This window comes from Bacillus sp. FSL R5-0523 (assembly GCF_037975295.1).
GTDB classification, from domain to species: domain Bacteria; phylum Bacillota; class Bacilli; order Bacillales; family Bacillaceae; genus Bacillus; species Bacillus subtilis.
Genome location: NZ_CP150251.1, coordinates 2949159 through 2961970, shown reverse-complemented (window position 1 = coordinate 2961970; position 12812 = coordinate 2949159). Strand labels below are relative to the sequence as shown.

12 protein-coding genes and 1 riboswitch are annotated in these 12812 nt (G+C 44.4%); of the genes, 8 read left to right on the top strand and 4 right to left on the bottom strand.

Going from position 1 to position 12812, the window contains the following annotated elements:
- Window positions 1–48 precede the first annotated feature (48 nt).
- Both NYE53_RS15180 and NYE53_RS15175 read left to right on the top strand, forming a co-directional pair.
- On the top strand, window positions 49–828 hold the full coding sequence (locus NYE53_RS15180) for a prolyl oligopeptidase family serine peptidase (protein WP_339245452.1): 780 nt from the start codon (window positions 49–51) through the stop codon (window positions 826–828).
- 45 nt (window positions 829–873) lie between these two features.
- On the top strand, window positions 874–1116 hold the full coding sequence (locus NYE53_RS15175; protein ID WP_004398611.1) for a DUF2584 domain-containing protein: 243 nt from the start codon (window positions 874–876) through the stop codon (window positions 1114–1116).
- Between the two features lie 38 nt (window positions 1117–1154).
- Here the strand turns inward: NYE53_RS15175 and pckA are convergent, their stop codons facing one another.
- Window positions 1155–2738: a phosphoenolpyruvate carboxykinase (ATP) gene (pckA, locus tag NYE53_RS15170; RefSeq protein WP_339245450.1), complete on the bottom strand. Its 1584-nt coding sequence runs from the start codon at window positions 2736–2738 to the stop codon at window positions 1155–1157.
- A 196-nt stretch (window positions 2739–2934) separates the two neighbouring features.
- A riboswitch (SAM riboswitch) is annotated at window positions 2935–3073 on the top strand.
- Between the two features lie 167 nt (window positions 3074–3240).
- On the opposite strand from pckA, the gene metK reads away from it, so the two are divergent.
- The 3 genes from metK to alaP all read left to right on the top strand — a co-directional run bounded on the left by metK (window position 3241) and on the right by alaP (window position 8018).
- Complete coding sequence (gene metK, locus NYE53_RS15165; RefSeq protein WP_003229102.1) at window positions 3241–4443, top strand: methionine adenosyltransferase; 1203 nt, start codon at window positions 3241–3243, stop codon at window positions 4441–4443.
- A gap of 149 nt (window positions 4444–4592) precedes the next feature.
- Window positions 4593–6491 carry an asparagine synthase (glutamine-hydrolyzing) gene (asnB, locus tag NYE53_RS15160; RefSeq protein WP_004398625.1) on the top strand — a complete coding sequence of 633 codons (1899 nt, stop codon included), beginning with the start codon at window positions 4593–4595 and terminating at the stop codon, window positions 6489–6491.
- Window positions 6492–6626: 135 nt separating this feature from the next.
- Window positions 6627–8018 carry an alanine permease AlaP gene (gene alaP, locus NYE53_RS15155; RefSeq protein ID WP_003229105.1) on the top strand — a complete coding sequence of 464 codons (1392 nt, stop codon included), beginning with the start codon at window positions 6627–6629 and terminating at the stop codon, window positions 8016–8018.
- A 245-nt stretch (window positions 8019–8263) separates the two neighbouring features.
- Here alaP and NYE53_RS15150 read toward each other — a convergent pair whose 3' ends face one another.
- The gene (locus NYE53_RS15150; protein WP_327828266.1) at window positions 8264–8779 is read right to left on the bottom strand and encodes a gamma carbonic anhydrase family protein; all 516 of its coding nucleotides are present in this window, start codon (window positions 8777–8779) and stop codon (window positions 8264–8266) included.
- Window positions 8780–8827: 48 nt separating this feature from the next.
- Between NYE53_RS15150 and ytpA the strand changes: the two genes are divergently transcribed.
- The gene (ytpA, locus tag NYE53_RS15145; RefSeq protein WP_014477734.1) at window positions 8828–9607 is read left to right on the top strand and encodes a phospholipase YtpA; all 780 of its coding nucleotides are present in this window, start codon (window positions 8828–8830) and stop codon (window positions 9605–9607) included.
- A gap of 20 nt (window positions 9608–9627) precedes the next feature.
- Entirely contained in the window at window positions 9628–10731 is a 1104-nt protein-coding gene (tbcS, locus tag NYE53_RS15140; RefSeq protein WP_004399076.1) for a tetraprenyl-beta-curcumene synthase, read from the top strand.
- Here tbcS and NYE53_RS15135 read toward each other — a convergent pair.
- On the bottom strand, window positions 10721–11305 hold the full coding sequence (locus NYE53_RS15135; RefSeq protein WP_161621753.1) for a class I SAM-dependent methyltransferase: 585 nt from the start codon (window positions 11303–11305) through the stop codon (window positions 10721–10723). The two genes, tbcS and NYE53_RS15135, sit on opposite strands and share 11 nt — an antisense overlap.
- A complete protein-coding gene (locus NYE53_RS15130; protein ID WP_064670861.1) occupies window positions 11302–12270 on the bottom strand; it encodes a TIGR01212 family radical SAM protein in 969 nt (322 codons plus the stop codon). The genes NYE53_RS15135 and NYE53_RS15130 overlap by 4 nt, the downstream gene beginning before the upstream one ends.
- 161 nt (window positions 12271–12431) lie before the next feature.
- Here NYE53_RS15130 and NYE53_RS15125 point away from each other — a divergent pair, with 161 nt between their 5' ends.
- On the top strand, window positions 12432–12704 hold the full coding sequence (locus tag NYE53_RS15125) for a YtzC family protein (protein WP_003229117.1): 273 nt from the start codon (window positions 12432–12434) through the stop codon (window positions 12702–12704).
- The last annotated feature ends 108 nt before the right edge of the window (window positions 12705–12812 follow it).

Genomic DNA, 12812 nt, shown 5'->3' with positions numbered 1-12812 from the left:
GTAATTTTGGAGTAAGGAAAGCATATAGAAAAAAAGGAGGCGGCTGTTTTGATTATAGAGAAAAGAAGATTTCCGTCGCCAAGCCAGCATGTGCGTTTGTATACGATTTGCTATCTGTCAAATGGATTACGGGTTAAGGGGCTTCTGGCTGAGCCGGCGGAACCGGGACAATATGACGGATTTTTATATTTGCGCGGCGGGATTAAAAGCGTGGGCATGGTTCGGCCGGGCCGGATTATCCAGTTTGCATCCCAAGGGTTTGTGGTGTTTGCTCCTTTTTACAGAGGAAATCAAGGAGGAGAAGGCAATGAGGATTTTGCCGGAGAAGACAGGGAGGATGCATTTTCTGCTTTTCGCCTGCTTCAGCAGCACCCAAATGTCAAGAAGGACAGAATTCATATCTTCGGTTTTTCCCGCGGCGGAATTATGGGAATGCTCACTGCGATCGAAATGGGCGGGCAGGCAGCTTCATTTGTTTCCTGGGGAGGCGTCAGTGATATGATTCTTACATACGAGGAGCGGCAGGATTTGCGGCGAATGATGAAAAGAGTCATCGGCGGAACACCGAAAAAGGTGCCTGAGGAATATCAATGGAGGACACCGTTTGACCAAGTAAACAAAATTCAGGCTCCCGTGCTGTTAATCCATGGAGAAAAAGACCAAAATGTTTCGATTCAGCATTCCTATTTATTAGAAGAGAAGCTAAAACAACTGCATAAGCCGGTGGAGACGTGGTACTACAGTACATTCACACATTATTTCCCGCCAAAAGAAAACCGGCGTATCGTGCGGCAGCTCACACAATGGATGAAAAACCGCTACCAGTGAAATATGTTATGATAAAGAAAAAAGAGAACGAAAGGGGATTTCACTTTGGGAATGCCTGTTGAATTTAATACACTGATTGTGACAAAAGGAAAAGAAGTTCGCATAGATGAGAATATATTCACGTTAGAGAAGGACGGATACCGAGTATATCCGATGGAGATTCCAATGGATGTACGCAAAACAAAGTTTGGCGAAAAGTCAGGCACAGCTGAAGTGCAGAAGCTTCAATGGGAAGAAGGCCGGACCATCATTACGTACAAGCTGACTTCTTTGCATTCCGTCAATTAAAACAAGCCAAGAGCATAATTGCTCTTGGCTTTTGTTTTTTATACGAGAGGGCCGCCTGCCTGGGCGATGGCATCGGTATGTGCGAACTTTTTAAAGTTCTCTTTGAATTCATTTGCAAGGTAGACTGCTTTTTCTTTGTATTCTTCCTTGTTGGTCCACGTGTTTTCAGGCTGAAGGATATGATCAGGAACGCCAGGAACATGTGCCGGAATGTGCAGGCCGAAAATATCGTCAGTTATCATTTCAGCATCCTCTAATTTACCTTCAATCGCTGCTTTGACCATTGCTCTCGTGTAAGAAAGCTTCATTCGTTCGCCTATGCCGTAGCCGCCCCCGGTCCAGCCGGTATTAACTAAGAAAACGTCTGCCCCGTGTTCATCAATCTTTTTGCCGAGCATTTCAGCATAGACGTGAGCAGGAAGCGGCAGGAACGGTGAGCCGAAGCATGTAGAGAACGTCGTTTCAGGAGACGTTACACCACGTTCGGTTCCGGCAAGCTTACTCGTATAACCGCTCAAGAAATGGTACATTGCCTGCTCCTTCGTCAGTTTGCTGATCGGCGGCAGGACTCCGAAGGCATCAGCCGTCAAAAATACAATTGCTGACGGATGGCCGGCCATGCTTGGAGTCACGATGTTGTCAATCATATGAATCGGGTAAGCTGCCCGCGTGTTTTCAGTATAGAAGGAATCATCATAATTGGCTTCGCGTGTATCTTCGTCAACAACGACATTTTCGAGAACAGACCCGAAACGGATCGCGTTAAAGATTTGCGGCTCCTTTTCCTCGCTTAAATGAATGCACTTAGCGTAGCATCCGCCTTCAATATTAAAGACGCCTGTATCAGACCAGCCATGTTCATCGTCACCGATCAGCTTGCGGTCAGCATCTGCCGACAGGGTGGTCTTGCCTGTTCCTGACAGTCCGAAGAAAAGGGCGACATCGCCTTTTTCACCGACATTGGCGGAGCAGTGCATAGATAAAATATCTCTTTCAGGCAGCAGGAAATTCATAATGGAGAAAATGGACTTCTTCATTTCACCGGCATACTCAGTTCCGCCGATTAAAATTGTCCGCTTTTCGAAAGAGACAATAATAAACGTTTCGGAATGAGTGCCGTCTGTTTTTGGATCCGCTTTAAAATGCGGAGCAGAAAGAATGGTGAACGGCTGCTCAACTGTTTTCTTATCATTTCCTTCCGGACGGATAAACAGCTGCCGCGCAAATAAATTGTGCCATGCGAACTCATTTACGACAGTGATCGGCAGCCTGTATTTCTCGTCTGCTCCGGCAAATCCTTCGAAAACAAACAGCTCATCTCGCTCCTTTAAATAGCTGACAACTTTCGTGTACAGCCGCTCAAACGCTTCTTCTGAAATCGGCTGATTCACCGGGCCCCAATCGATCTTATTTTTCGTGCTTTCTTCCTCCACGATGAATTTATCTTTAGGTGAGCGTCCTGTGTAAGCGCCTGTAGTCGCGCGAACAGCACCTGTGGATGTTAAAATGCCTTCGTTTCGGGAGAGGACTTTTTCTGTTAGCTGTGCTGCAGATAAATTATGACGCACATTTGGACATGTTAATAAGGCTTGTAAATCAGCGGTCAAATCAACTGAGTTCATATGAAACCTTCCTTTATCGTTTTTTGTGTTTTGCTAATTGTGAATTAGTATAACATATATTTTCAAATAGTCTATACTATTTATTATTTTTTGTGTGTGCATTTCCATTGTTTTCCCTCAATATAGGTGCCTATTTCTTCTGAATCATATTGACATTGCAAACCCTTTTACGATAAGATATTTCATTGAGCGGATACTCTTATCCCGAGCTGGCGGAGGGACAGGCCCTATGAAGCCCAGCAACCGGTTTCTCTGTTATTTATTATGTTCAACTGAGTGAGACAACCAAGGTGCTAACCTGTTGCAAGGTTGTATGATTCCTTGAGCGATAAGAGTGAAAGGCACAAAGACCAAACCCTTTCCTCGATGGAAAAGGTTTTTTTATTTCATAAATATGCCAATTAACATTCTCTAATATAACTGTACATTGTATAAGAGGGAGCGAGTTCCGTATCATATATACAAGGTCTTTCGGGAGGCCTTGTGCAGGAGGAAGCAAATCATGAGTAAAAATCGTCGTTTATTTACATCAGAATCTGTTACGGAGGGGCATCCGGATAAAATCTGTGACCAGATTTCTGACAGCATTTTAGATGAAATTTTAAAGAAAGACCCTAACGCGCGTGTTGCTTGTGAAACATCTGTGACAACAGGTTTGGTTCTTGTAAGCGGAGAGATCACAACTTCTACGTATGTTGACATTCCGAAAACGGTTCGCCAAACCATTAAAGAAATCGGATACACACGTGCAAAATACGGATTTGATGCGGAAACTTGTGCGGTTTTAACATCAATTGATGAGCAGTCTGCTGATATCGCGATGGGCGTAGACCAAGCGCTTGAAGCCCGTGAAGGCACAATGAGCGACGAAGAAATTGAAGCGATTGGTGCGGGTGACCAAGGATTAATGTTCGGTTATGCGTGCAACGAAACGAAAGAGCTTATGCCTCTTCCAATTTCACTTGCCCATAAATTAGCCCGCCGCCTAAGTGAAGTCCGTAAAGAAGATATTCTTCCGTACCTTCGCCCTGACGGCAAAACACAGGTAACGGTTGAGTACGATGAAAATAACAAACCAGTCCGCATTGACGCGATTGTTATTTCAACTCAGCATCATCCTGAAATTACACTTGAGCAAATTCAGCGCAACATTAAAGAACATGTCATCAATCCGGTTGTTCCTGAAGAGCTGATTGATGAAGAAACAAAATATTTCATCAACCCTACAGGACGTTTCGTAATCGGAGGCCCTCAAGGGGATGCGGGACTTACAGGACGCAAAATCATCGTTGATACGTACGGCGGCTATGCACGCCACGGCGGAGGCGCGTTCTCAGGTAAGGATGCGACGAAGGTAGACCGTTCTGCAGCTTATGCGGCAAGATACGTTGCGAAAAACATCGTTGCGGCTGAGCTTGCTGATTCTTGCGAAGTACAGCTTGCTTACGCGATCGGTGTTGCACAGCCTGTGTCAATCTCAATCAACACATTCGGTTCCGGAAAAGCTTCTGAGGAAAAACTGATTGAAGTTGTTCGCAATAACTTTGATTTACGACCTGCCGGCATTATCAAAATGCTTGATTTGCGCCGTCCGATCTACAAACAAACTGCTGCGTACGGCCACTTTGGACGTCACGATGTTGACCTTCCTTGGGAGCGCACAGACAAAGCGGAGCAGCTGCGTAAAGAAGCGTTAGGAGAATAATTTTATAGCCGCTTACTGGTTAAGCGGCTTTCCCTTTTTTATCGTTGTATTCATGTTTATTTTTTTACATAACTGTGAAACCAAATACTATTCACAGCGTCTATAAATAGGGGTTCAATGATGACAATTTTAATTATGGAGGCAATACTATGTGTGGATTTGTCGGGGTTTTTAACAAGCATCCGTTAGCTCAAACCGCTGATCAAGAAGAACTAATCAAACAAATGAACCAAATGATCGTTCACCGCGGTCCTGACAGTGATGGATATTTCCATGATGAGCACGTCGGCTTCGGATTCAGACGGCTCAGCATTATTGATGTAGAAAATGGCGGACAGCCTTTATCATATGAAGATGAAACATATTGGATTATCTTTAACGGAGAAATCTATAACTATATCGAACTGAGAGAAGAGCTTGAAGCAAAGGGGTACACATTCAACACGGATTCGGACACAGAGGTTCTTCTTGCGACTTACCGTCACTATAAAGAAGAAGCGGCGTCCAAACTGCGCGGTATGTTTGCCTTTCTGATTTGGAATAAAAACGATCATGTGCTTTATGGGGCAAGAGATCCATTCGGCATAAAACCGTTGTACTACACAACGATCAATGATCAGGTTTATTTTGCCTCAGAGAGAAAAAGTTTAATGGTTGCTCAGAATGATATTGAAATAGATAAAGAGGCATTGCAGCAGTACATGTCTTTCCAATTTGTTCCTGAACCAAGCACGCTTGATGCCCATGTGAAAAAAGTAGAGCCGGGTTCACAATTCACAATCCGCCCGGACGGCGATATCACATTCAAAACGTATTTCAAAGCGAACTTCAAGCCGGTTCAGACTGAAGAAGACAAGCTTGTGAAAGAAGTCCGAGACGCGATCTATGACTCTGTAAACGTTCATATGAGAAGTGACGTTCCTGTCGGTTCGTTCCTGTCTGGCGGGATTGATTCTTCCTTTATTGTGTCTGTTGCGAAGGAATTTCATCCAAGCTTAAAAACATTCTCTGTCGGCTTTGAACAGCAGGGCTTCAGTGAGGTTGATGTAGCGAAAGAAACGGCAGCGGCGCTGGGCATTGAAAATATCAGCAAAGTCATTTCGCCCGAGGAATACATGAATGAGCTTCCGAAGATCGTATGGCATTTTGATGACCCTCTTGCTGATCCGGCAGCGATTCCGTTGTACTTTGTTGCAAAAGAAGCGAAAAAACATGTAACGGTTGCTTTATCAGGTGAAGGAGCGGATGAGCTCTTCGGCGGATATAACATTTACCGTGAGCCGCTTTCGCTTAAACCGTTTGAACGCATTCCGTCCGGCCTGAAAAAGATGCTTCTGCACGTTGCTGCCGTTATGCCTGAAGGTATGAGAGGAAAGAGCCTGCTTGAGCGCGGCTGTACTCCGCTTCAAGATCGTTATATCGGTAACGCGAAAATCTTTGAAGAGTCTGTCAAAAAGCAGCTGTTGAAGCATTATAATCCGAACCTTTCATATCGCGATGTGACGAAGACTTACTTTACAGAAAGCAGCTCGTACAGCGATATCAACAAAATGCAGTATGTCGATATCCACACTTGGATGCGCGGCGACATTTTGTTAAAGGCGGATAAAATGACGATGGCGAATTCTTTGGAACTGCGTGTGCCGTTCTTGGATAAAGTCGTATTCGACGTCGCTTCAAAAATTCCTGATGAGCTGAAAACGAAGAACGGCACGACGAAGTATCTTCTTCGCAAAGCCGCTGAAGGAATTGTGCCTGAGCATGTATTAAACCGCAAAAAGCTCGGTTTCCCTGTACCGATCCGTCATTGGCTGAAAAACGAAATGAACGAATGGGTGCGGAATATTATTCAGGAAAGCCAAACGGATGCTTATATCCATAAGGATTATGTCCTTCAGCTTCTTGAAGACCATTGTGCGGACAAGGCTGATAACAGCCGTAAAATCTGGACTGTACTGATCTTTATGATCTGGCACAGCATCAATATTGAAAAACGGTATATGCCTGAAGAGCTGAGCCATCAGCCTAAAGAAGTCATCTTTGTGTAACAGACAACAAGGCTTTCGAGTAGTCGAAAGCCTTGTTGTTATCCTTTTATTTCTCCATCATCATTGATTTACCCGATCTGTACGGAATATTCAGAAAAATGATATAATGATATTTTTTTCTAGGGGAGAAGAAGCATGCAAAAACAAAAACAAGAGCTGCACCGCGGACTCGAAGAAAGGCATATTTCTTTAATGTCTTTAGGAGCTGCTATAGGAGTAGGGTTGTTCCTCGGCTCCGCATCAGCTATTCAATTAGCAGGGCCTGGTATTTTGGTAGCGTATGCCGCAAGCGGCCTGGTCATGTTTTTTATTATGAGAGCGCTTGGGGAAATGGCCATTCAAAAACCGGTCGCAGGCTCCTTCAGCAGGTATGCGCGTGATTATTTGGGACCGCTTGCAGGCTATTTAACAGGGTGGAACTACTGGTTTTTATGGGTTGTCACCTGTATGGCCGAAATTACTGCTGTCGGTATCTATATGGGGTTCTGGTTTCCTGACGTGCCAAACTGGATTTGGGCGTTATCGGCACTGGTCATTATGACGGGTGTTAATTTCCTGGCTGTCAAGGCTTACGGTGAGTTGGAATTTTGGTTCGCATTGATTAAAATTGTTGCGATCTTATCCATGATTGCTGTCGGTTTATTGATGATTATTGCAGGAGTCGGCAATGGGGGCATTGCCACTGGAATCAGCAATTTGTGGAACAACGGAGGATTTTTCCCTCATGGTTTAAAAGGGGTTCTATTGTCTCTTCAAATGGTCATGTTCGCCTATTTAGGGATTGAAATGATCGGGGTGACGGCTGGCGAAGTAAAAAACCCGCAAAAATCGTTAGCCAAAGCAATCGATACAGTATTTTGGAGGATTTTGATTTTTTATGTAGGCGCTTTATTTGTCATTATGTCTATTTATCCGTGGCAGGAAATTGGCTCTCAAGGAAGCCCATTTGTTCTCACATTTCAAAAAGTGGGCATTCCATCGGCCGCAGGTATCATTAACTTTGTCGTGTTGACTGCCGCGCTGTCTTCATGCAACAGCGGTATTTTCAGCACAGGACGGATGCTGTTTAACTTGGCGGAACAGAAAGAGGCGCCACAAGCATACGGTCAGCTGACGAAAGGCGGCATCCCGGGTAAAGCTGTTCTGGCTTCAGCGGGGGCTTTATTAGTCGGAGTGCTGTTAAACTATGTTGTCCCTGCGAAGGTATTTACTTGGGTTACAAGTATTGCGACGTTCGGAGCGATTTGGACGTGGGCAATCATTTTGCTTTCTCAAATAAAATACAGGAAAAGTTTGAAGCCGGAAGAAAAGAAACAATTAAAGTACAAAATGCCTTTATTTCCGTTTACATCTTATGTGTCATTGGCATTTCTAGCATTCGTCGTCATTCTTATGGCTTACAGCCCTGATACAAGAGTAGCCGTGATTATCGGGCCGATATGGTTTCTCATCTTGCTGGCTGTGTACTATGGAAAAGGGTTTCACAAAAAAAATGCGGCTGCTGCCAGCGAACGAAATATCAGCTGACAAAAAGAGCTCCCAGTGGGCTCTTTTTGTGTGTGCTCATAGAAAATAAAGAACAGGAAAGAATAGGTATGTGTGTTTGCAGAGGCTGTTTATAGTTTTGTGATAAGATAAAAGTCATACGTTTCATGCTATATGTGAACGTTTTATGGAAAAATCGAAACCCGAACTGTGATGACGTCCGGGTTAACGATGGTTATTGCTTTCAAATATAATTTGAAAAATGGTAAAGTAAGACGAAGCAGGTCTTATGTTTGTTGAAGAAATTTATAATATTGGCCCTTTTCTACATATTCTGACCGTATTCTTTGCATATCTTTTCGGTCTTCTTCCGTCAAAGGGCGGATGACTTTTGCAGGGCGGCCAAGGGCGAGATGGCCAGGCGGAATGGTTTTTCCAGGCGGGACAAGACTGCCGGCACCAATAAAAGCGCCTTCGCCAATTTCGGCTCCGTCTAAAATGATTGAGCCCATGCCGATTAAGGCGTTCTTGCGGATAACAGCGCTATGAAGTGTAACCTGATGGCCTATCGTGGCGTCATCTTCAATGAGCAGCGTCTTGTTCGGGCTTTGATGGAGGCAGCTTAAATCTTGGATATTGACTCTGTTTCCGATTCTGGTCGGCGCAACATCTCCCCTTATGACAACAGAAAACCAAATGCTGGACTGTTCTCCGATCACGACATCACCGGTAATTGTTGCATTATCAGCTATAAAGGCTGTTGGGTGGATATCTGGCTTGTGTTCCTTATAAGGGTAGATCATAAGATTCATCCTTCTTTCTCTATTTAAATTTCGTATGAGGTGAAGAGCATGTGGACCTGGAAAGCAGACAGACCTGTTGCCGTGATTGTAATCATTCACGGGGCAAGTGAATATCACGGACGATATAAATGGCTGATTGAAATGTGGCGGTCCTCGGGTTATCACGTTGTCATGGGCGATTTGCCTGGACAGGGAACAACGACAAGAGCGAGAGGGCATATTCGCTCGTTTCAAGAATACATTGATGAAGTAGATGCTTGGATAGATAAAGCGCGAACCTTTGATCTGCCGGTTTTTCTTCTAGGTCACAGCATGGGCGGTCTGGTCGCGATTGAATGGGTTAAACAGCAAAGAAATCCCCGGATTACGGGAATTATTTTATCATCACCGTGTCTCGGACTGCAAATTAAAGTCAATAAAGCGCTTGATCTTGCATCAAAAGGCCTGAATGTCATCGCTCCGTCACTTAAGGTTGATTCGGGATTATCAATTGATATGGCGACGCGCAATGAGGACGTCATCGAGGCTGACCAAAATGATTCGTTATACGTCAGGAAAGTTTCTGTCAGATGGTACAGAGAGCTTTTAAAGACAATTGACTCGGCAATGGTGCCGACAGAGGCATTTTTGAAAGTTCCGCTTCTTGTGATGCAAGCCGGTGATGACAAGCTTGTTGACAAAACGATGGTCATCAAGTGGTTTAATGGTGTTGCTTCTCATAATAAAGCATACAGAGAGTGGGAAGGGCTTTACCATGAGATCTTCAATGAACCCGAGAGAGAAGATGTCTTTAAAGCAGCAAGAGCGTTTACTGATCAATATATTTGAACTAGTAGGGGGTGCATGTGTTGACAGTACCGGAACATCCTTTTGGATTGATGGCAAAGGTATATCGAGATATTTTTCCGCTCGTTCATCAAGAGCTGGACATATGGAAGCAAAAATCAGAATCGATTCATAACAGTGAATTGAAAGCACAGGCAACCGCAAGTATTCGGGACAAAACGTTTCACTGTGAAGGCGGCGGCATACTGGCCTTATTGTCAGGCAGCCAAAAGCAGAAATGTGTCGAGTTTATCATCGCGTATCAAACGATTAGTGATTATTTGGACAATCTGTGTGACCGCAGCACCTCGCTGGACCCGCAGGATTTTCGGATGCTCCATGCCTCAATGCAGGATGCACTGACAGTTGGGGCGGAACTGCAAAACTATTATCAATTCAGGGAAGAACAGGATGACAGCGGATATTTGCATGAACTGGTTAAAACGTGCCAGCGTGTTCTCGGCTCCATTGAGCACTATGACATGATTAAACCTTATCTGCTTGAACTGTGCGGCTATTATTGCGATTTGCAGGTGCATAAGCACGTTATTGAGCATGAGCGTGTTCCGCGGCTTGAAAAGTGGTTTACTCAATATGAATCAGAGCTGCCTGAGATGGAATGGTATGAATTTTCAGCCTGTGCAGGCTCAACGTTAGGCATTTTCTGTCTGGTTGCGTATTCGTTCCAGCCTGATTTCACAGAAAGCACCGCTAAAAAAATCCGCGACAGTTATTTTCCTTACATACAGGGCCTTCATATCCTGCTTGATTATTTGATTGATCAAGAGGAGGACTTGCTGGAAGGAGACTTGAATTTCTGCTCGTATTATCAGTCTCATGAAGAGATGATGGACCGGCTTGAACACTTTATCCATAAAGCCGACGAGCATTTACAAGGCATTCCGCATGAAAACTTCCATCGTTTAATCAATCGCGGCTTGCTTGGCGTTTATTTGTCAGATGATAAAGTGGCGGGCCAAAAGGAAATGGGCCGGCTCGCAAAGAAGCTGATCAAAGCCAGCGGAAAAACCTCCCTTTTCTTTTATATCAACGGCAGAGCCTACCGGAAATTTCAAAAAATGTCCTGGATGAAAAACTCAAAGAAAAAAGCTCAAATCATTTGCTGATCTGAGCTTTTTTTTCGATGGCGATAATAAATGGCGGGTCATTTTGCTGATTGATAAATCCGTATGATAATACACGCGCTGTTTGCTGGTCCAAGTCCCGGCAAAACTCAAGCACGTCGTTTTTTTCAGCTTTGCCTTCCGGGTGCCCATGATAGACGACGAGAACAATTAGACCTTCGTCTTTCATGATGCTGAGAAGCTGTTCAATGGCTTTGATCGTAGAACTGCCGTTTGTCGTAATTGATTTGTCCCCGCCCGGCAAATAGCCGAGGTTAAATACCGCGGCCGCCACTTTGCCATGTGTTTCAGGCGGGAGGGATTCAACGATTTTATCATGGCTTTTGTGAAATAACGTTGTTCGCGCTTGATACATGTCACCGAGCCGTTCCTTTGTATTGGCCACGGCTGATTCTTGGATGTCGAATGCGTACACATGGCCGTTTTCACCAACAAGCTCCGCTAAAAACTGTGTATCATGTCCGTTGCCCATTGTCGCATCTACGACAATATCTCCTTCTCCCGCGGCCATTTTCAGCAGTTCTTTGCTGTAGGGAAGAATTTTCTTCAAAATCATAGCGCTGATTCCTCCTCAAGCCGCTGAAAGAACTTTCCTTGATAGCTGCCTCGATTTTCTAGCTCTTTATTAATGGCGCCAAGCACTTCCCATTTGTTGACGCTCCACATTGGCCCGATCATCAACTCAATCGGTCCGTCACCTGTAATGCGGTGGACGATCATTTCAGGCGGAATGATCTCAAGCTGATCGCAGACGAGCTGCACATAATCATCTTGAGAAAGAAATTCCAGCTTTCCCTTTTCATATTGCTTGACCATCGGCGTGCCTTTCAGTAGGTGAAGCAGATGGATTTTAATGCCCTGGACATCCAAATCTGCGACGGCCTTTGCCGTATCCATCATCATGTCCCGGTCTTCCAAAGGCAGCCCGTTGATAATATGCGAGCAGACACGTATGCCGTGTTTTCTTAATTTATTGACGCCTTCCACATAGCAGTTAAAATCATGTGCGCGGTTGATCAGAAGTGCAGTCCGTTCATGAACTGTTTGAAGCCCAAGCTCCACCCACAAATAGGTGCGTTCATTCAGCTCTGCCAGGTAATCAACGACATCATCAGGCAGACAGTCAGGGCGAGTGGCGATCGAAATGCCAACCACATCATCTAAAGCGAGGACGGATTCGAATTTCTCACGAAGCACCTCAACCGGGGCGTGAGTGTTTGTGAAAGCCTGAAAATAAGCGATGTACTTGCCGTCCTTCCATTTTTCGTGCATGCGGTTTTTGATGTCGTGGAATTGCGTAATTAAATCATCGGCCCGGTTTCCAGCAAAATCTCCGGAGCCTGCTGCGCTGCAAAACGTACAGCCTCCGTGGGCTACGGTGCCATCCCGATTTGGACAGTCAAAACCGCCGTCAAGCGCTACTTTAAACACCTTATGGCCGAAATGTTCTCTGAGATGATAATTCAATGTATGATAGCGTTTTTCCGTATTTGAATAAGGAAAAGGATTGTTCTGCATCACAATTCATGTGCCTCCTTGCGTACGATTGCATCCTAAAATTGTAGCACGCATTTCACAAGAGAACAAATGAATATCGACCATAAATTACTTTATTGAATAAAGTCAGATGAGGCTACAATATGAATGATGGATGATTTCCATTACCAAGAGGAGGGGTTACTGTGGCAACAAGACAATCAGTAGATGAACATCTCCAGCAATGTATGCAGGCCTATGATTATGCTGAAGAACAGCTGAAAATCGCTTCTAAACAAGAGCATTATAACGATCAAGAATATAGTGATGCACAAATGCAGCTAGAAGATGCGGTAAATGCCTTGAATAAACTATGGCTGTCGTCAAATGATCAGCAGAGAGAACAGCTGTACAGAATGAGACTTCAGCTTCAATCTTTGCAAAATAATATGATCCTGCAGCACCCTCTTGATGTGTAGGAAAACGGACCCTTTTAAAAGGGTCCGTTTTTTTGTAAAAAAAGGATTGACTTTGTGAGTCAAAGTATTTATTGTATTAAGTGTACTAATTGAAGTAATACACTATAG